General features: G+C 64.7%; 20 protein-coding genes. 10 read left to right on the forward strand and 10 right to left on the reverse strand.

Translation table 11 applies throughout. The annotated features are described in order from the left end of the window. Nucleotides 1–2: 2 nt before the first annotated feature. A complete protein-coding gene (gene pyk, locus U5914_RS01170) occupies nt 3–1,757 on the reverse strand; it encodes a pyruvate kinase (RefSeq protein WP_336133556.1) in 1,755 nt (584 codons plus the stop codon). Nucleotides 1,758–1,954: 197 nt separating this feature from the next. On the opposite strand from pyk, the gene U5914_RS01175 reads away from it, so the two are divergent. Next, a complete protein-coding gene (locus U5914_RS01175) occupies nt 1,955–3,685 on the forward strand; it encodes an alpha/beta hydrolase family protein (protein ID WP_336133557.1) in 1,731 nt (576 codons plus the stop codon). Nucleotides 3,686–3,707: 22 nt separating this feature from the next. Here the strand turns inward: U5914_RS01175 and U5914_RS01180 are convergent, their stop codons facing one another. Continuing rightward, nucleotides 3,708–4,166, reverse strand: coding sequence for a YbhB/YbcL family Raf kinase inhibitor-like protein (locus tag U5914_RS01180; RefSeq protein ID WP_336133558.1), 459 nt, complete (start codon nt 4,164–4,166; stop codon nt 3,708–3,710). 644 nt (nt 4,167–4,810) lie between these two features. Then, nucleotides 4,811–5,086, reverse strand: coding sequence for a winged helix-turn-helix domain-containing protein (locus tag U5914_RS01185; RefSeq protein WP_336133560.1), 276 nt, complete (start codon nt 5,084–5,086; stop codon nt 4,811–4,813). 643 nt (nt 5,087–5,729) lie between these two features. On the opposite strand from U5914_RS01185, the gene U5914_RS01190 reads away from it, so the two are divergent. Continuing rightward, nucleotides 5,730–6,029: a HalOD1 output domain-containing protein gene (locus U5914_RS01190; RefSeq protein WP_336133562.1), complete on the forward strand. Its 300-nt coding sequence runs from the start codon at nt 5,730–5,732 to the stop codon at nt 6,027–6,029. 324 nt (nt 6,030–6,353) lie between these two features. Continuing rightward, entirely contained in the window at nt 6,354–6,572 is a 219-nt protein-coding gene (locus U5914_RS01195; RefSeq protein WP_336133564.1) for a hypothetical protein, read from the forward strand. Between the two features lie 2 nt (nt 6,573–6,574). On the opposite strand, the gene U5914_RS01200 is transcribed toward U5914_RS01195, so the two are convergent. After that, the gene (locus U5914_RS01200; protein ID WP_336133565.1) at nt 6,575–7,135 is read right to left on the reverse strand and encodes a DUF7344 domain-containing protein; all 561 of its coding nucleotides are present in this window, start codon (nt 7,133–7,135) and stop codon (nt 6,575–6,577) included. 655 nt (nt 7,136–7,790) lie between these two features. On the opposite strand from U5914_RS01200, the gene U5914_RS01205 reads away from it, so the two are divergent. Both U5914_RS01205 and U5914_RS01210 read left to right on the forward strand, forming a co-directional pair. After that, nucleotides 7,791–8,441: a DUF7344 domain-containing protein gene (locus U5914_RS01205; RefSeq protein WP_336133566.1), complete on the forward strand. Its 651-nt coding sequence runs from the start codon at nt 7,791–7,793 to the stop codon at nt 8,439–8,441. 248 nt (nt 8,442–8,689) lie between these two features. Continuing rightward, entirely contained in the window at nt 8,690–9,373 is a 684-nt protein-coding gene (locus U5914_RS01210) for an HAD family hydrolase (protein ID WP_336133568.1), read from the forward strand. 108 nt (nt 9,374–9,481) lie between these two features. Here the strand turns inward: U5914_RS01210 and U5914_RS01215 are convergent, their stop codons facing one another. The 3 genes from U5914_RS01215 to U5914_RS01225 all read right to left on the reverse strand — a co-directional run bounded on the left by U5914_RS01215 (nt 9,482) and on the right by U5914_RS01225 (nt 12,566). Continuing rightward, entirely contained in the window at nt 9,482–10,081 is a 600-nt protein-coding gene (locus U5914_RS01215) for a DUF5789 family protein (RefSeq protein ID WP_336133569.1), read from the reverse strand. Between the two features lie 105 nt (nt 10,082–10,186). Further along, nucleotides 10,187–11,998 carry a glutamine--fructose-6-phosphate transaminase (isomerizing) gene (glmS, locus tag U5914_RS01220; RefSeq protein ID WP_336134063.1) on the reverse strand — a complete coding sequence of 604 codons (1,812 nt, stop codon included), beginning with the start codon at nt 11,996–11,998 and terminating at the stop codon, nt 10,187–10,189. A gap of 334 nt (nt 11,999–12,332) precedes the next feature. Beyond that, entirely contained in the window at nt 12,333–12,566 is a 234-nt protein-coding gene (locus U5914_RS01225; RefSeq protein ID WP_336133571.1) for a hypothetical protein, read from the reverse strand. Between the two features lie 349 nt (nt 12,567–12,915). Here U5914_RS01225 and U5914_RS01230 point away from each other — a divergent pair, with 349 nt between their 5' ends. From U5914_RS01230 to U5914_RS01250, 5 genes are all read left to right on the forward strand, one after another. Beyond that, nucleotides 12,916–13,086, forward strand: a complete 171-nt coding sequence (locus U5914_RS01230) for a DUF1328 family protein (RefSeq protein ID WP_336134064.1) — start codon at nt 12,916–12,918, stop codon at nt 13,084–13,086. A 72-nt stretch (nt 13,087–13,158) separates the two neighbouring features. Next, nucleotides 13,159–13,404 carry a helix-turn-helix domain-containing protein gene (locus U5914_RS01235; RefSeq protein WP_336133573.1) on the forward strand — a complete coding sequence of 82 codons (246 nt, stop codon included), beginning with the start codon at nt 13,159–13,161 and terminating at the stop codon, nt 13,402–13,404. A gap of 182 nt (nt 13,405–13,586) precedes the next feature. After that, nucleotides 13,587–14,321: a hypothetical protein gene (locus U5914_RS01240; RefSeq protein ID WP_336133575.1), complete on the forward strand. Its 735-nt coding sequence runs from the start codon at nt 13,587–13,589 to the stop codon at nt 14,319–14,321. Nucleotides 14,322–14,566: 245 nt separating this feature from the next. Beyond that, the gene (locus U5914_RS01245; protein ID WP_336133577.1) at nt 14,567–15,484 is read left to right on the forward strand and encodes a ferritin-like domain-containing protein; all 918 of its coding nucleotides are present in this window, start codon (nt 14,567–14,569) and stop codon (nt 15,482–15,484) included. 122 nt (nt 15,485–15,606) lie between these two features. Beyond that, nucleotides 15,607–15,852, forward strand: a complete 246-nt coding sequence (locus tag U5914_RS01250; RefSeq protein ID WP_336133579.1) for a PRC-barrel domain containing protein — start codon at nt 15,607–15,609, stop codon at nt 15,850–15,852. A gap of 357 nt (nt 15,853–16,209) precedes the next feature. On the opposite strand, the gene U5914_RS01255 is transcribed toward U5914_RS01250, so the two are convergent. From U5914_RS01255 to U5914_RS01265, 3 genes are all read right to left on the reverse strand, one after another. Continuing rightward, entirely contained in the window at nt 16,210–16,395 is a 186-nt protein-coding gene (locus U5914_RS01255; RefSeq protein WP_336133580.1) for a hypothetical protein, read from the reverse strand. Further along, entirely contained in the window at nt 16,392–16,745 is a 354-nt protein-coding gene (locus U5914_RS01260; RefSeq protein WP_336133581.1) for a HalOD1 output domain-containing protein, read from the reverse strand. The genes U5914_RS01255 and U5914_RS01260 overlap by 4 nt, the downstream gene beginning before the upstream one ends. 67 nt (nt 16,746–16,812) lie before the next feature. Next, nucleotides 16,813–17,454 carry a helix-turn-helix domain-containing protein gene (locus U5914_RS01265; protein ID WP_336133582.1) on the reverse strand — a complete coding sequence of 214 codons (642 nt, stop codon included), beginning with the start codon at nt 17,452–17,454 and terminating at the stop codon, nt 16,813–16,815. Nucleotides 17,455–17,606 lie beyond the last annotated feature (152 nt).

The raw sequence follows: 17,606 nt of genomic DNA on the forward strand, positions 1-17,606 counted from the left end.
TCTCAACGGTCGGTATCGTGCCGCGTCACGTCGCCCTCGTAGACGACCCCGCGGTCGGCGTCGATGGTGACGACCGTGCCGTCGGGGATATCGGCCGGAAGCGTCGCGTCCGCGACCATCGGCACGCCGAGTTCGCGGGCGATGATGGCCTGATAGCCGGTCAGTTCGGTCGCGGCGGTGATGATGCCGCCGACGCCGGTGAGGTCGCCCTCGAACTCCGCGTCGAACCCCTCGGGCAACGCGAGGATGGACCCCTCCGGGAGGGCCGAGAGGTCGCCGCCAGTCGGCCGGACGAGGGGGCCGGCGACCTGTCCGGCGACGGCGGAGGTCCCGCGGGCGATGGTCTCGGCGACGACGTGGACCTTCAGCGTGTTGGTCGTGTCCGTCCCCGGCAGGTCGGTCAACATGCCCGAGAGGACGACGATGGTGTCGCCGCTCTCGGCGAGGCCCGAGGCCAGCGCCACGTCGACGGCCGTATCGAGGACGTCCTCGATATCCGGCTCGTAGGTCGCGACGTGGGCGTCGATGCCCCACGAGACGGTTAGCTGGCGGCGAACCCGGTCGTCGGGCGTCGTGGCGACGACCGGAACCGTGGGCCGGAACTTGGCTACCTTCCGGGCCGTATAGCCCGACTCGGAGACGGCGACGATGGCGCTGGCGTCGACGTCGCGGGCGAGGTATCGTGCCGAGCGGGCGAGGGCGTCGGTCCGGGAGTCGTCGGCCGCCGGGACGCGCCGGTCGCGCGTTTCGGCGTACTCGTCGCTTTCCTCGATGCGCCGGATGATGCGGGCCATCGTCTCCGCGGCCGCGACGGGGTTGTCGCCGATGGCCGTCTCCCCGGAGAGCATCACGGCGTCCGTGCCGTCGAGGACGGCGTTGGCCACGTCGGAAGCCTCGGCGCGGGTCGGCCGCTTGGCGTGGACCATCGAATCCAGCATCTCCGTCGCGGTGATGACCGGCACGCCGGCGGCCATACACCGATTGATGATGCGCTTCTGGATGAGGGGGACGTCCTCCAGCGGGCATTCGACGCCGAGGTCGCCGCGGGCGACCATGACGCCGTCGGCCGCCGCGACGATGCCGTCGAGGTTCTCGACGGCGACGGCCCGCTCTATCTTGGCGACGACGGGAGTGCCGCCGCCGCCCGCCGCGTCGAGCGCGTCGGCGATTTCGTAGACGTCGTCGCCGTCGCGGACGAATGAGGCGGCGACGAAATCCGCCTCGTGGTCGGCGGCCATCCGGATTTCGCGTTCGTCGGCCTCGCCGACGAGGTCCAACCCGAGGTCGACACCGCGGATGGTAACGCCCTTTCGGCCGCCGAGTCGGCCTCCGGAGTCGACGACGGCGATGACGTCGTCGCCCTCGACCCGTTCGACGGTCGTCTCGATGCGGCCGTCGTCCAGCAGGACGGTATCGCCCGGTTCGACGGCGGCTATCGAATCCGAGAGGCCGACCGTCTCGTCCGAAAGCACGTCGCCCTCGGTGAAGCGGATTTCTCGGCCCGCGCGGAGTTCGACCGCGTCGTCGGTTTCGGCGGTCCTGACCTCCGGGCCCTGCAGGTCGACCATGACGCCGAGGGAGTCGTCGGTCGCCGCGTCGACCTCGCGGACCCGCTCGATGGTCTCGGCGCGTCCCTCGGTCGTCCCGTGGCTGGCGTTGAGTCGAGCGACGGCCATCCCGGCGTCGGCCAGTTTCCGGACGGTGTCTCGGTCGGCCGAGGCGGGACCGAGCGTACAGACGATTTTCGCGTTCCGCATACACTGACTCCGTCCGGCGACGGGAAAAGTCGTCCGTCGGTCCGCCCCGAGTCGGAGCGGTCGGCGCGACTGCGGGACACCGGACGCGGTGATACATAAAAACGCGAGGATAGACGGTAGAAGGGCTAACCCGCTTGCCGCCGACCGTCGGGTGTGATGGCACCTACCACGCACACGCCGACGCCGGGTGAGTCGCGATGACCGACGGGCCGAATCTGAGCCGTCGCCGACTGCTCGCGCTGTCGTCGGCGACCGCCGGTAGTCTCGTGCTCGGAAGCGTCGGCACCGGCGCCGTCGACCACGCCCGGGAGAACGTCACCATCGAGAGCCACGACGGCACCGAACTCGCGATGACCGTTTATAAACCAGCGGGCGCCAGCGCCGACGCGCCGGTGCCGATTATCCTCCACTCCCACGGCTGGGGCGGCTCCCGAACGAGCAGCGAGGGTGCCTTCAGCGCCGAACTGGCCCGTGGGTTCGGAGTTCTGAGTTTCGACCAGCGAGGCCATGGCGAGTCCGGTGGACAGGCTCACGTCCAGAACCCGACCCTGGAGGGCCGGGACGTCATCGAGGTGCTGGATTACGTCGAGGGACTCGAGTGGGTCGCCCGCAGTCGCGGCAGCGCCGGCCCCCGACCCACCGGCCGGGCCAGCGACCCGATGGTCTTCGCCATCGGCGGCAGTTACGGCGGCGCCTACCAACTGGTCGGCGCGTTCACCGAGACCGCACGGAGGGGCTACACACGCTTCGATGCGCTGGCGCCGGAGATAACGTGGTTCGACCTCAGCGAGTCCCTCGCGCCGAGTCGGGTCGTCCGGTCGGCGTGGGCCGCTGCCCTCTACGCGCTCGGCGCGCCCAACGTCCCCGAGTTCATCCACCGCGGCTTCGCCTACGGGATATCGACCGGGCAGTGGCCGAGCGGCGAGACCCCCGGAATCCCCGACCTCGACGGGCGGTTCTCCGAAAACGGCCCGAGCGGCTTCGTCGACGAGGTCGAACTCGACGTGCCCGTCCTCTTCGGACAGGGCCTCACCGACAACCTGTTCAATCTGAATCAGGCGTGGCGGAACTTCGAGCGTGCGCTCTCCAATGAGGCCCGCGAGCAAAGCGCCGTCATCGGCTACAACGGCGGCCACGCCCTGCCGAACGCGTATCCGCCGGGCACGCCCTTCGGTGCGGAACTCGGCACCCACGAGGGGGCCTGCTCGGTCGACGGAGGGTTCGCCGAGACCCGCCTGCAGTTCTTCGAGGCGGTCCGCGACGGCGAGGGCGACGCCCGCGATATCGTCGGCGCGCCCTACTCGCTGACGACCGCCGACGGCGGGCGCTGTCTCCGACTCGATTCCCTCGACGACCGGACGACGCTGGCCAGCGGCATCGACCTCGGCGTTTCGAACGACGGCGCCGGGAACCTCGATATCGGCTGGACGGCCGGCCTCGGGGAACACACCGTCGCGACCGGCGAAGGGTTCCCCGGCGAGTACGACCCCGAGACGGTCACGGCGGCTACCGAGGCCGCCGAGGAACCCGAGGGCGGCGTCGCCGCCACGCCGACCGGCGCGGGCACGCCCGTCCATCTGGAACTGGCCGAGGGACCGCTGACGGTCGGTGGGATTCCCGAGCTGACTACCGAGGTGACCACCGCCGGCGTCGACCAGCGGATCTTCTTCGGGCTGTCGGTCGGGGAATCGCCCGCGACGGCACGGGTCGTCCAGAACAACATGCTGCCGCTTCGGGAACCGGAACCGGTCGTCCGCCACAGTCGGTCGGTCGAGTTGCCGGGGGTCGCCGTCGACGTTGCCGAGGGCGAGACCCTCTATCTGACGCTGTCGGCCGTCTCGGACATGTCCTTCGCTCACGGGTCGGCCCGGACGCCCGGGAGCGTGCTGTTCGAGAACCTCAGCGTCGACGTGCCGCTGGTCGACTAGCGGACGGTCGCGTTCGTGGCGCCTACGGCGTGTAGGTGCCGTGAAGCGTCGTCTTTTCGAGGACGTGGCCCTCCATCGCCGCTCGGAGGGCGTCGGCGTCGGCCGGTTCCGGAACGTCGAGTTCGGTATCCAGCGCGTAGAGTTCGAACCGGTAGGTGTGCTCCCGGTCCGGGGGGTTCGGGCCGCCGTAGCCGTGTTCGCCGAAGTCGTTCTTCCCTTCGGTCGCCCCCGCGATGGCGGGGTCCCAGTCCGCCGGTATCGTCCGGGTCTCCGGGCTGATGTTCCAGACCACCCAGTGGTCCCAGATCTTGCCCGCCGGTTCGCGGGCGTCGGGGTCGTCGACGATGAGCGCGAGCGATTCCGTCTCGGCCGGCACGCCGTCGACCTCCAGTGCCGGGTTCTCGTTGCGGTTCGTGTAGCCGTACGGCTCGGGAATCGGCTCGCCGTCCCCGAAAGCGGGGCTCGTTAGTTCGAACGTCATCGTACGGCCGAGGGCTTCTCCCCCCTAGTATGTAGCCTTGGTGGCGGGAACGGGTCGAAAAAGGGCACCCCGAGGCGAGCCCATGCGAGTCGCCCGAGGCGGTGGGATAGGGGTGGGGGTTCCGGAGATCAAGTCGGTCGGCCCCGACTCCGACCTCCGGGCGAACGATTGGGCCACGCACGCATTGTAATAGAGGTGTTACTGGCCCGATAACCTTCGAAAACGCCGTTTACAGGGCGCTGTGTTTGGGAAGCAGGGATACGGTTCAGCGCACCGCCGACGAGGACGACTCACGGAGCCTCATCATTCCGGTTCATGCGGCGTTTCGCCTCGCTTGCGGACGGGACCGAGCGACCAACAGCGTGGGGTCGCCGCTCGCCCGACCCGGGTTTTGGCAGTAGATGTCCTGTGAGTGGCAAAATAAAACGACTGGGGCCGAACGTAAGGCGTGGCTGAACCGTATTCCAAGCTTACCGTAGGTAGTCCATTACTATCCTCCCGTAGCGCACGTATTCGGTACATGACGGAGTTCCTGTCAGAGCGAGATTTGGACCGCATCGCCGAGTTCGCGTCGACGCCGAAATACAAGCGCGACCCCGAACAACTGCTGCCAGACGAAGACGAATAGCAGGCGGGGGGCGGCGCTACACGAGGTTCTGTGCTTCGATGGTCCCCCAAATCGTTTCGCCCTGCTCGGTAATGCCGTACACTCGGCCCTTCTGTTGCTCCTCGGAAACGAGCAGGTCGACGAGGTCGCGCTCCCGCAGCCCCCGCAGCGCGCGGGAGATGTGTGCGATCGGACAGTCGGTCTCCTCGGCGATTCGCGAGGGGGTCGCGGGCGATTCCGCGAGCCGCTCCAGTACTTTGACTCGATATGACGAGCTGATGACGTAGCTAACCTCGTCCCAGTCAGCGCTCATCTGTTCCCCAGGTGTGGTTTCGATTGAAGACGGTTTGGTGTGTAAACATACTCAGGTGGCTGCGTGGTACCTCCGGACGCCTGCGGTTTCGTAGTCGACAAGTTCCGACTGTCGATACCGTTATTCTCACCCCTGCTTGTATAGCCATTTCGTCCGTTCAAATCCCATAAATCGAGTAGGAACACCGAAACGCCAGCGGACGCGGCGACGGAACGAAACGCACCCGAGACCCCCCCTGAACGGAGCGTCCTTCGGAGAAGGAGCCGCATACCGACGAGATGTACGTTTAAATAGCTCCTTTGGCGGGTCGGCAGGCAGAACAGTCGAGATTCTCATCTCGCACGCGAAGACGAGCCATCCGATGGGGCTCGTGATAACATTGGTAAATTCACGTGTTCGTGATTGGTAAAAACATACAATACCAGAGGCTGTCTACCGGTGTGAACGACGATTAGAGGCAAGCGACTCTTCGACGGGGGCGAGTATCCAAATACATAGCCACGAAACGGACGATTCGGTTCGAGCGCTCGTTCCGCTTTGTGCCCCACGTTGCTGTCACAAGGCTCAGCGGTGGGAAAAAGGAACCGTCTGAGGGCTTCCGATTTCAGCAGAGTTTTATGAGGGATGCACCAATATTGCAGCAATGTCACACGCTGGGGAGGGCGATGGCCGGACCGAAACGGACGGTTCGGTCGTCTATCGCTCGGATAGCCAAGCGGACCAGAAACTAAGTACGCGCGTACTGGAGGCGCTAGACTCGGTCCCGGGGTACGACGTCGAGAACAGCGACACCGTCGTTTTCGATCACGTCGACCTCGACGCACTCGACGAGTTGTTCGGCCCCGCGAACGGGAGCCCACATCAGGGACACGTCACGTTCCCCGTCGACGATTATCGCGTCACAGTAACGGCCGACGGCGAAGTGACGGTCAGAACCTCGTAACCGCATCGGTAGCGACCACGTCGAGCCGCCTCGGCCATCTGCCTCTTCCCTCCGTTTGTCCCGGACTATTCGTCGGTGGTATCGAAAGAGCGAACCACACCCAAACGACAGGTGGACGTAACTATCCGGTAAGTACCCTGCCAGAACCGTTATCTGCGGTAGGAAGCACTTACCCACTATGCATACGGACGCAGTCCGGAAATCCATCGGAGCGGGGGTTGCACCCGACAACCCCGGCCCCGTGATGCGATGTAAGTTAACGATTACCTCGGATTCGATGCCGGTAATAGGTCTTTACCAGGGGCAAAACGGGGCGCCGATACTGTGACCCGCTCTCTCAGCGAGGCGTGGGAGGACGCCGCCGCCGAACCCGACCCCAACACCGACCTCGATTACGAACTCCAGCCGCTGACGGTCATTAAAATCGAGGAGAAGAAGGGCGGGAGCTACATGATTCTCCCGGGCAATGACGACCACCTCGAAAGCGAGGAGTTCATCGTCGCGGACCCCGGAAGCGTCTGCCGGCTCGACGAGTGCCGCTAGGGTCACTCCTCGTGGTCCAGTAGTTCGGCCGGAATCTCGCGCTGTCGCTGTCTGTGCCGCCAGTACTGGACGGCCGCCGAGACCCCGAAGGCGACGACGAGGGCGACCCCGAGGGCAGTCGTGGGAATCGCCGAGACGACAGGAATGTCCGTGAGGGAAAGCACGAACAACCAGCCGCCGAGCGCCGCGAGAACGAGGTAGTGGATGCGCCACGGATACTCCGGTTCCGTCGTGGGCGTCAGATAGGTATCGAACTCCCCGGCGCGGTTGGTAAGGCGTACCTCCCCCGAGGCGTCGTCGTACTCGACGATGCCGGCCTCCTCCAGTTTCGGGACGTGCGTCTGGTACAGCGAGACGTACACGCGCTTTTGCTGCTGGCGCTGCAGGTCGTCGACGTCGACCTCGTTTTCCAGTGCCGCGATCTGTTCGGCGAGCTCCTTGACGGTCGCCGACCCACCGTGTTCCCGAAGGTAGAACAGCAACATCCGCCGGCGCGTGTTGCTGAGTATCTCGAAGACGAGGTCCGGCGACATCCCACCGGTGGTATCAGCGTCAGAGCTCATTTTCCCTTGCCCGCGGACCCTCTCGTTCGAGCCCGACTACCGGAGTTGACGCTCTCATACACCGGTTGTCAGGCCGTATACGCTTTGTTACGGCGTAGTTAATGGAGGTACGACGAACATACCTTCGGCCAGCCCCCGGAACCTCGTTCGACGGGGTTCTCGCGACGCTCGATACCGACGTTATATAAAAGAAACACCGGATTAAGCCGGGATAGGTAATCTATAACAAACTGGGTCGGTGGTGTCAGGGTAGTCGTACCGAGAAGCTACGACGCTACCGTATCGTCCGCAAACGCGAACCACCGAGAAAGGGACTCATACGGGGGTAACGCCGGTGTAAGCCCTTGAACACACCAACGATGAACACGGACAAACGATCCGGCAGATGGGGGCGACGTGACCGTACCAGCCCGACGAACAGAGCGAGTACAGCAACGCCCGAATCCGCGGCCGAAACATCCCACACGAACGAGGAGGTCGGAAGGCAGTACGTGACTGCCAGCCGGCTCCCAGCGGTGGGCGACGAGTACGTCGAGCGAAGGGGAGGAATTTCGACCAATGTTCCTGTGCCTTCCATAACAGGTCGGTTTATGAGCAATATAAATATTAGTAGGAGGGACACATTGGTAGGGAAGCACAAGGTGGGGATTCAAACATGGCACAAACAATGAGTGGGGCTTCTTCGAGCGACGGCGCTTTGGATGCGGACATCGCCGAGGAAGAACTCGATACCGAACCGGCTCCGGAGGAGACTTCGGAGGCCGACGAACAGCCACCCGAGGCGTTGCCGCTCGACCAAGCGTTCGGGATACTGAAAAACCAGCGGCGCCGAAACGTCCTCGAGTACCTCTACGAGGCCGACGGCGCGGTGTCGCTGAGCGAGGTGGCCGAACAGATCGCCGCGTGGGAAAACGACAAGGAGGTCCGTCAGATCACCTCCAGCGAGCGCAAACGCGTCTACGTCGGGCTCTACCAGTGCCATCTCCCGAAGATGGACGACGTCGACGTCATCGCGTTCAACAAGCCACGCGGCATCATCGAACTGGGGAAGAACGCCGAGGGACTTTACAAGTACCTCGATGTCGACGACGAGGCCGAAGAACCGCCGTGGCACCGGTACTCGGTTGCGCTGTCGCTGGCGGGTGCGCTCGTGCTCGGCGCCGCGCTGCTGGTCCGCCCGATGACGGCGCTTCCGGTCGTCGACCTCGCCGTTGCGACGTCCATCCTCGCGTTTTCGACGTATTCGCTCGTCAATATCAACTGGCTACGAACGAACGGCGACGAGGACGACACGCCCGAGGCGTAGCCCCGACTACCGTCGAGCAGGCCGTTCTTTCTGCCGCGCCGGGCCACTCGGCGAGTCGCGACTCTCGCGGTCCCCGGCCGAACACACAACCAGCGGTAAGCTCGCTCTATCGCCCAACCGACCCGGTGTAGGCGATTCATTACTACCCGGTATCGCCCCCTCGGCCGACTCGAAATGGTCGAGCGAGGCACACGACTGCCCGAGCGAAGCGGGTCACGCGACCGCCGGTCGACACGGGCGAACGAGCCATGAGCATCGAAGCGATCTGTTTCGACCTCGACGATACGCTCTACGATTACCTGCGATACGCGCAGGCCGGCCTCGACGAGGTCGGCGACTACCTCGAAGCACTCACCGGGCGCCAGTACCACGCCGAACTGTTCGACATCTACTTCGAGGAGGGAATCACCGACGACACCTTCGACGTCCTCGCCGAACGTCACGGTCTCGCCACGGAACTCGTCGACGAGATGGAGGAGGCCTATCACGGCGCTATCGGGCCGCTGAAGCCCTACGATGACGCGGAGCCGGTGCTGGCCGAACTCGCCGGGACGTACCGCCTCGGCTGTATCACGGATGCCCGGGGCGGCCACACCAAACTGCGACGGCTGGGTATCCACGAGTACTTCGACGAGGCGCTGGTCACAGGAGCTATCGGGCACTCGAAGCAGGACCCCGAGGCGTTCGAATACCTCCTCTCGAAGCTATCGGCATCGCCGCAGTCGGCAGTCTACGTCGGAGACGATCCGCGCGATTTCCACGCCCCGAACGACCTCGGGATGACCACGGTCCGCCTCCGGCGCGGTCGGTATGCCGACGTCGAACCGACCGACCGAGCCGCCGTCCCCGACAACGAGATTCGGCGGCTGGACGAACTGCCGAACGTCCTCGCGCGAATCGACCGTGTCGAACGCCTCTCGAAGGGGAAGTAGCGACGCGAGGGGCCCCGGGCCGTCACGTTGCGGAGTTCGAGTCGATGTAGAATGCTGACGGACACGGCGCCGGTTTCTACTAGCCGCCGAAAAGAAGCCGATACGTAATTAGATACCGAGCCACTCGTCGTTGCGGACCTCGTAGCCGTTCTCCCGGCAGAACGACGCCGCTTCGCGGCGCACTGCTCGCGAGCCCGGAAGCTTCCCTTTCTCGTGGATGCGCTCGACGACCCACTCCCGAATCGCCCTGATTCCCTCGTCGTCGTCATCGGCGTCGATGGCTTCGAGTTCCCGGAACGTTCGCTCGTAGGCATCGCGCTGAGAGGTCCCGAACTCGACGTTCGGGAGGGTTCCCGCCGCCTCGACCACTCGTTTCATCGCGCTGGCGACGGTCGGCCGCTGGATGCGCACGCGGACCTCCTCGGGCGCATCGAACGTCTCGACGTCGGTGTCCGGCAGCAGTTCCGCGATTTCGTGGGGGCCGTCGGCGGCCTCGATTTCCCGGTCGCCGACCGCCGCGACGATATCGGCTCCCGTCGCCGGGAAGGACACCGATTCGAGTTCCGTCTCGAAGTAGGCGAGTTCCGACGGGTCGACGGGGGGTTCCGGCTCGTCGCGCCGTTCGAGCTCCGTGGCTATCGCCCGCTCGCGCTGTCGCTTGTCGGCCGTGTCGGCTTGCGCCTCTCGGCCCTGTTTGTCGTCTGCCATTCCTATACGAAGGGGCTCCTCGCTCAAAGCTTCGTTGTTAGTTAACGAAACGCAACCCCGATAATGGGCGACTACGAGTCGAAGCGAGAACGCCGACCGTCGACGCTATTCGACGGTGACGCTCTTGGCGAGGTTGCGGGGTTTGTCGATGGAGCGTTCCATCTCGTCGGCGGCGTGGTAGGCGATGAGCTGGAGCTGGACGTTCGCCAGAATCGCCACGAGGTCCGGATGGGTCGCGGGCACCGAGAGGGCTTCGTCGGCGGTATCGGCGAGGTCCGTCGCCGTGCGCGGCGCGACGGCGATGACGGGGGCTCCGCGGGTCTGTATCTCCCGAACGTTGCTCTCCAGTCGCTTCGGGTACTGGCCCGTGCCGATAGCGAAGACCGGCGTCTCCTCGGTCACGAGCGCGAGGGGGCCGTGTTTCAGCTCCCCGGCCGCGAAGCCCTCGGCGTGTTCGTAGGTTATCTCCTTGAACTTCAGCGCGCCCTCCAGCGCAACGGGATAGGCGTTGCCCCGACCGATGAAGAAGTGGCCGTCGTCGCCGAGCCACCGTTCGCTGATGGCTGCGGCCCGGGAGTCCTCGATTACCGTCTCGATGTGCTCGGGAAGCGATTCGAGGGCGTCCAGTCGCTGTCGGCACTCGTCGGTCGGTTCGGCAGTCATATCGCGGACGAGCCGCTCGCCGAGGAGGACCAGCGTCGCCACCTGCGAGGAGAACGTCTTGGTCGCGGCGACGCCGATCTCGGGGCCGGCACGGATAAAGAGGGCGTCGTCGCAGGTACGGGCGGCCGTCGAGCCGATGACGTTCGTCAACGCGAGGGTGCGTGCGCCCCGCTTGCGGGCGCTCTCGAGCGCCTCCAGCGTGTCCGCGGTCTCGCCACTCTGGGTGACGCCGATGACCAAGGTCCCCTCGTCGACCGGGGCCGGATAGGCAGCGTACTCGCTGGCGATGAACGTGCTGGCGTCGATACCCCACTTCGAGAGCAACCACTCGCCGTACATCCCCGCGTGATACGACGTTCCACAGGCGACGAAGTGGACGCGGTCGATGTCGGTGAACGTTCCCGGCGGGAACTCCTCGAGGACGACGTCCTCGCCCTCGATGCGACCGTGGATGGTCTGTCGAAGCGCGACCGGTTGCTCGTGTATCTCCTTGAGCATGTAGTGGTCGTACCCGCCTTTCTCGGCGTCCTCGGAGTCCCACTCGACGGTCTCGACCGGGCGGGAGACCGCGTCGCCCTTCGTGTCGGTCACCCGGTAGTCGTCGGCCGTGATGACGGCGACGTCGTCGTCTTCGAGGTAGACGACGCGGTCGGTGAACTCCAGGAAGGCCGGCACGTCGCTGGCGAGGTAGTTGGCGTCATCGCCGACGCCCACCACGAGCGGAGACCCGTTTCGCGTCGCGTACACGGCCGGGTCGCCGTCGATTATCATCGCGATGGCGTAGCTGCCGTCGAGTTCGGCGATGGCATCGCGGAAGGCCGCCTCCGCCTCGAAGCCGGCGTCCAGTCGCTCCTCGACGAGGTGCGGAATCACCTCGGTATCGGTGTCGCTCGTGAACTCGTGGCCGCGGGCCTGCAGGCCCTCGCGTAGCGTGGTGTAGTTCTCGATGATGCCGTTGTGGACGGCGACGACCCGCCCCTTGCAGCCGGTGTGGGGGTGGGCGTTGGCGTCGGTCGGCGGGCCGTGGGTACTCCAGCGCGTGTGACCGATGCCGATGGGACCGTCGTGGTCCTTCGTGGCGAGTTCGGCCTGCAGTTCCGAGACCTCGCCCTCGCATTTGTCGATCTCGATACCGGTACCGTTCTGTACCGCGATGCCGGCCGAATCGTACCCGCGGTATTCGAGGTTCTTGAGGCTGACGAGCAGGTCCTCGAGCGAGTCGTCGTCGCCGATTCGGGCGGTGATGCCGCACATCAGGAACCCACCCCGAAGGAGGGCGGCGCCCACGAAAGGCGTTCCCGAAGCCGTCCCGAACAGCGCGGCGTTATGCCAGCAACGCCACGATTCGGCCGAATCCGGTCGACACGTCGTCGGTGCTGGAACGGGGCATACACCGTCCGGAACGCGTCGTTACGGGGAGCGTTTCTCAGGCGCATACCGTCGCAAAGGTAGAAACACCCTTTGTTATAGACAGTCTTGCAACATTCGTACGGAAGTGGAGGCCGGTAAGAAACCGGTACTTCGGCACGCGGGTCGTGCTATGCAGGCACCGGTATACGAGGCGGTCACGAACCGCGCTGGGGTCGTCTCATACACCGTCAATTCGATACACGAGGTCCGCATAGGTGTCCCGAAGGCCGTCGTCTTTCGCGAGCGCGGTGACCACCTCGGCGACCGATTCCTCGTCGGCGACGCGACGCGAGTTCGGTCGCTGGTGTTGCGTTTCGGTGAAGCCTTCCGAGCCGGTTGTAGCGATGAAGATGTCGCGCAGTTTCCGGTGGCGGGTCTCGAACTCGGCTGTCGACCGGTTCTGCTCCGACATGCTACCGGCCCCCTGTAACGGTTCGGCCGTTCGGCGCTGTCTCCGCTATGGCGACACGCGAGTGCCGTCGTCGACCCCTGTGAGTAACCCACATGTATTGTGTATGGGGGCGGATGGGAGGAAATAAAAACGGAGACGATAGTTTATTGACGTTCGAGAAATTAGGAGCCACCTTCGTTCGTCGACCGGCATCGACCGGTCCATCGGTTTCGGTGGACGTTCGGCGCCGGCTTTCGAGTGGCCGTAATCCGTCTATAACGAAAGCGTCAGCCGCCGTGATATCCGTATGAGCGCAATAGCTCCGCTACAGTCTTCCGGGTCGATAGCCGTCGCGGAAGCCCTACAACTGATGCCGCTGCAGTTCTCGGGGGACTTCCTCCAGTGGGCGCTGGTGTTCATCGTCCTCGCACTCGTCGCAGCCGCCGTCGGCGCCCGTGGCGTCGCGGGTATCAGCATGACGGTCGCGAAGTGGTTCATCATCATCTTCGTCGCTCTGGCAATCATCTCGCTGGTCCTGTAGGCGGAACGCGACCGTCACACACCGCCGTTAGGAAGTGTATACTGACGGGGAGCGGCGCGGATACGACCGAACATGGCAACCGAACCGGCCGGCCGGGCGGGCAAGCGGCGGCCCCCGATACTGGCGCTCGAGTCCGCGAGCGAGCGGCTCGTGTGCATGTATCTCGACCGCGTCCCGGCCGCGCTCGCCGACGAGATCGCCCGGGACCTGCGGCTCCCCCGGGAGACCATCGCGACCGTCCTCGAATCCTTGACCGAGCGGGGGTTCGTCCGCAGACGTGGACTCCTCTACGTTCTCTCGGTCGAACGGGCGGACTGACACGCGACCGGTCGGTCGACAGCTGCTTTTTGACGTCGTTTAGGGCCGAACTCGCGGTATGTCGTCCGTACAGATGGGGTCACCCTCACGTCGGGCGAGTTCGAGTAGCGGCGCGATGGAGACAAGCGTTTATGTAATCGTCTCCTAACGAGGGTAATTCATCCCTAATCATGGCGTCTCCAGTGGAGATTGACCTCGATTCGGACCCCAGAGTGACTGGCGAGTACGTGCGCGAGGTCCCCCGGGAGTCGGGAACGCTGACGCTCGTGGGCGTCGTCCACGACCACCCGGCGAGCGTCTATCGCGTCCAGCAGGTCGTCGAGGGAATCGACCCCGAGGTCCTCGCGCTGGAGTTGCCGCCGATGTCGGTGCCGCTTTTCGAGCAGTACGCCGAGACCGACCGAACGCCGCCCGTCTTCGGCGGCGAGATGAGCGCCGCGATTCAGGCCGCCGCTCCCGAGACCGCCGTCGGCATCGACCGGCCGACCGGCGGCTTCTTCCGGAGCCTCGGTCGCAAACTCCTCCGAGAGCGGCCGTCCCCCGCGACGGTCCGAAACGTCGTCTCCAGCGCCGCCTCGACGACGAAACACGCAGTCCTGTGTCGGCTCGCGGCCGCAGTCGCCGCGCGGACGTCCATCCGACTGGAGGTCGACGCGCCGGTACCGCACGATATCGACCGCGAGGCCGCCCCCGAGGACCAGGCGACCGACGAACACGAGCAGATTCAGCGGTCCCGCTCGTTCATGGCGGCGTTCCGGACAGCCAGCCGCTCTCGGGCCTCCCGGCTGGCCGACGCGGCCCGAGAGGAGGAGATGGCCGCCCGCCTCTCGGAGCACCGCGAGGGCGACGTCGTCGCCGTTGTCGGTATCGACCACCTCGATTCGCTGGCCGAGCGACTGGCCGACGGGGCGGTCTGACACGGCGCCTCGGCCGAAAGCGAGTCCGACGGCGACCGGGTAGCCGAGGACGAACCACGGGAAATCCGGTCTCGATCAGCCATCTACGATATCGTTACCAGAGACCCATGGCATCTTACCGCAGGACGACAGTCGTCCCCGAAACTCGCAGACAGCAACGGAATCCGATAGGTCCGTTTCGCTAAGCCGACCGAACCGGAAACCAGCTACCGTATAACAATCCGGATTCTCGCCATCGTGACCGTGTGGTAACTCCCAACGACGAAAGCGGCGACCGACCGGAGAACAGTTCGTACAGCAACACACGGCGACAGTTCGTTGCCGGATCGGCCGGCGCCCTCGGCGGGCTCGCAGTCGGCAGCACGCTGGCCGGGTCCGTCCTCGCTCAGGAGGACGACGGCACGGACGACGAGAACGGCGACGAGGGCGACGAGATGCCCGAAAGCGAGTTCGAGGACGACGTCGACATCCTCAACTACGCCCTGACACTGGAGTACCTCGAAGCGCGATTCTACCAGCAGGGTCTCGAGAACATCAGCGAGGAAGAGTTCTGTAATTGCAGGGCGCTCACCGAGGACAGCCACCTGCAGGAGGTCGTCATGGACGAGCTCGCGACGATACAGGAACACGAGGAACAACACGTCGAGACGCTCGTGTCGGCCATCGAGAGCCTCGGCGGGACGCCCATCGAGGAACCTGAGTTCGACTTCGGGCTCGCGGTGCAGTATCCGATGGCGTTCCTCGGGACGGCGGCACAACTGGAGGACATCGGCGTGTCCGCCTACGCGGGCGCGGCGCCGTACATCGAAAGCGAGGACCTGCTCCCGCCCGCGCTCGGCATTCACAGCACCGAAGCGCGGCATGCGGCGTTCCTGCGGACGCTCGTCGGCGAGTCCGCCTTCCCGAACGTCATCGACGAGGCCCGGTCGCGGCCCGAGGTCCTCGAACTGACATCCGGCTTCATCGTCGAGGCTGACGAGGAACCCGTCGACAACGGAACTGACACCCCGGCCGACAACGGCACCGAGGGACCGGTCGATAACGGGACCGATGTCCCAACCGATAACGGAACGGACGTTCCAACCGATAACGGCACCGACGTCCCCACTGACAACGGCACCGACATTCCGACCGGTAATGGGACCGAAACAGCCGGCCAATAGCTAAAATCGCCAGATAGCGCCTGCATACAGCCGGTCATCCGGCTGTAACGCAGGGCTACCGGACGCCCCTGTTAGATATCATCTCCATAACAATACCGAGCGGAGATATATCCCCATACGCAATGGAACGAAAGCACGTCACCGACGACGACGAAGGCAAAGCAGTAGTCGATTCGAGCGGTCAGAAGATCGGTATGATTACCGAGGTCAGGTCCGGCACCGCGTACGTGAACGCGGACCCGGGACTCACCGACACCATCCGCTCGAAACTCGGCTGGGGCGACGCCGATGATGACGACTATGCCCTCGAGGAGAGTCGCATCGACACGGTAACCGACGATGAGGTTCGGCTCAAGAGCAACTTCTAACGTCGGAACCACCCCGACATCGACTTTTTTGCTGGTGCTCGACGGAAGCTGAGAGAGGTCATCGCTACCGAAGGTCCACGAGTCTCAGGGGCGACCCAGTCGCGTCGACAGTCGTATCGGCGTAGGTCTGCGGGTCGGCGGTCGGTTTCACGCGCTGGGCCCGCACATGACGACGCTTCCCTCGTCGTAGACGCCGTCGGGGGTCACGACGCGGCCGCCGACGATAGCCGTCGATTTCGCTCGCGCGGTCGGTCACACATCGGCGGAACCGTACCGCCGTGTCGGCCTCAGATTCGTTCCGAAATCAGGCGTTGCCCGTCGATGCTGTTTCGAATCCGAGGTACGGAAGGACGTCGGTTAGTCCGAGGCATCGGGCTTTTCGACCTCGGTGATGAGGACGTCCCAGTCCGGACTCTCGGGGCCGTTTCGACACTCCCAGCCGCCCCGGACGTCGATGCCGTTCTCGTTGGCCCGGTGGAGAATCGTCTCCAGTTCGGCATTCAGTTCGGCGTCGGTCGTCGGTCCGGTTCCGTCGGCGGTCATTCGTGTGGGTCCTCCCCGTCGGGTGCTGCCGGAGCCGTCCCGTTCGATTTCGTGATGGCGATTCGGCCAAGGGCGTTCACCGTGACCGTGTGACCCGCCAGGGAGAACGTGACGGCGATATCGCCGTCAGAACTCCCGTCGTTGCAGAAGACCTCGTTGAGGGCGTCGGTATCGACGACCTCGTGAAGCGGCCGGAGGTCTGTCGGACACCGCCCGGTCAACTCCGAAAGCGTCGCGATGACCGCCATGCTGGCGGGCATCGATTCGGGGTCGTACTGGGCCTGACAGGCGTCAGCTTCACGGGTTTGTTCGAACGATTTCAATTCGACACCAGCCTTTGTAGCGACCATTAGTTGTCTGACTCTAGCGCCGTCACGCGGTTCAGTAGGTGCACAGATAATACAGGAGGTATAAATACTATCTCGGAAGGAGTGCCCCGGCGATGAGGCGCCGATGGCCGCGCTTGAGGCGTTCGGAAAGCGACTGCTGTGTGACGCCGAGTTCCTCGGCCAGTTCCGCAAGCGACGTCGCCCTCGGAGAGTCGAAATATCCGCGCTCGTAGGCCAACACGAGCGCCTCTCGTTGCCCCTCCGTCAGTTCGTAGTCGTCATCCTGCACCGGTAGCAGTTCGTGGACGGCGGTTATCTCGATTCGAATATCGTGTTCCTGACACACCGTCCGAAACTCACCGATGGCCTCACGGCTCTCGCCTCGAACCTCGAATCGCCAGCCGTCTTTCGTGCCGACCCCCGAAAGCACGACCACGTTGGTATTCGCCAGCGCGCTCAAGAGGCCGAAATACTCGCTTTTCCATTCGGCGCGCATGAGATACTCGTCGTCGACGCCGTCGACGAGTGTGATACTGACCAAGCCCGCGTGGGGCTCGAACGCGGCTTCGATGTCGTCGGCTTCCGCGCCACGGACCCAGAAGTAGGGGATGATGAACGTCTCGTGGGGGATGAGTCGCTCCAGTTCGACAGTCACCTCCGGCAGGTTCTCGAAGACGGTCCCGAGTGGGAACTCCTCGACCGGACTGCTGAACTCCATTACCGTTGCCATACGGACGAGTCGGGACGAACGGGCATAATCAACAGGGGTGGTACACCAAGGCGGCCCCCGAACCGGCCGCCCGCTGTGACAACGAGCGCCCGGCCGAGGCACGGCCCTGATAACTTGCATGGTATACCATGCTATCCCGTTTAGTGTGGGGA

This window comes from Natronomonas amylolytica, from assembly GCF_037031205.1.
Lineage (GTDB): Archaea > Halobacteriota > Halobacteria > Halobacteriales > Haloarculaceae > Natronomonas > Natronomonas amylolytica.

What these genes read in the sequence shown, in the direction of transcription:
- glmS (WP_336134063.1), bottom strand. Translation starts at nt 11,998, where the DNA reads ATGTGCGGCATCACCGCCCGAATCGGCGACGACGACTCGCTCGAGGAC.
- U5914_RS01235 (WP_336133573.1), top strand. Translation starts at nt 13,159, where the DNA reads ATGGCAACCGAACCGGCCGGCCGGGCGGGCAAGCGGCGGCCCCCGATA.
- pyk (WP_336133556.1), bottom strand. Translation starts at nt 1,757, where the DNA reads ATGCGGAACGCGAAAATCGTCTGTACGCTCGGTCCCGCCTCGGCCGAC.
- U5914_RS01190 (WP_336133562.1), top strand. Translation starts at nt 5,730, where the DNA reads ATGTCACACGCTGGGGAGGGCGATGGCCGGACCGAAACGGACGGTTCG.
- U5914_RS01175 (WP_336133557.1), top strand. Translation starts at nt 1,955, where the DNA reads ATGACCGACGGGCCGAATCTGAGCCGTCGCCGACTGCTCGCGCTGTCG.
- U5914_RS01215 (WP_336133569.1), bottom strand. Translation starts at nt 10,081, where the DNA reads ATGGCAGACGACAAACAGGGCCGAGAGGCGCAAGCCGACACGGCCGAC.
- U5914_RS01205 (WP_336133566.1), top strand. Translation starts at nt 7,791, where the DNA reads ATGGCACAAACAATGAGTGGGGCTTCTTCGAGCGACGGCGCTTTGGAT.
- U5914_RS01260 (WP_336133581.1), bottom strand. Translation starts at nt 16,745, where the DNA reads ATGGTCGCTACAAAGGCTGGTGTCGAATTGAAATCGTTCGAACAAACC.
- U5914_RS01265 (WP_336133582.1), bottom strand. Translation starts at nt 17,454, where the DNA reads ATGGCAACGGTAATGGAGTTCAGCAGTCCGGTCGAGGAGTTCCCACTC.
- U5914_RS01255 (WP_336133580.1), bottom strand. Translation starts at nt 16,395, where the DNA reads ATGACCGCCGACGGAACCGGACCGACGACCGACGCCGAACTGAATGCC.
- U5914_RS01210 (WP_336133568.1), top strand. Translation starts at nt 8,690, where the DNA reads ATGAGCATCGAAGCGATCTGTTTCGACCTCGACGATACGCTCTACGAT.
- U5914_RS01180 (WP_336133558.1), bottom strand. Translation starts at nt 4,166, where the DNA reads ATGACGTTCGAACTAACGAGCCCCGCTTTCGGGGACGGCGAGCCGATT.
- U5914_RS01250 (WP_336133579.1), top strand. Translation starts at nt 15,607, where the DNA reads ATGGAACGAAAGCACGTCACCGACGACGACGAAGGCAAAGCAGTAGTC.
- U5914_RS01200 (WP_336133565.1), bottom strand. Translation starts at nt 7,135, where the DNA reads ATGAGCTCTGACGCTGATACCACCGGTGGGATGTCGCCGGACCTCGTC.
- U5914_RS01185 (WP_336133560.1), bottom strand. Translation starts at nt 5,086, where the DNA reads ATGAGCGCTGACTGGGACGAGGTTAGCTACGTCATCAGCTCGTCATAT.
- U5914_RS01225 (WP_336133571.1), bottom strand. Translation starts at nt 12,566, where the DNA reads ATGTCGGAGCAGAACCGGTCGACAGCCGAGTTCGAGACCCGCCACCGG.
- U5914_RS01230 (WP_336134064.1), top strand. Translation starts at nt 12,916, where the DNA reads ATGCCGCTGCAGTTCTCGGGGGACTTCCTCCAGTGGGCGCTGGTGTTC.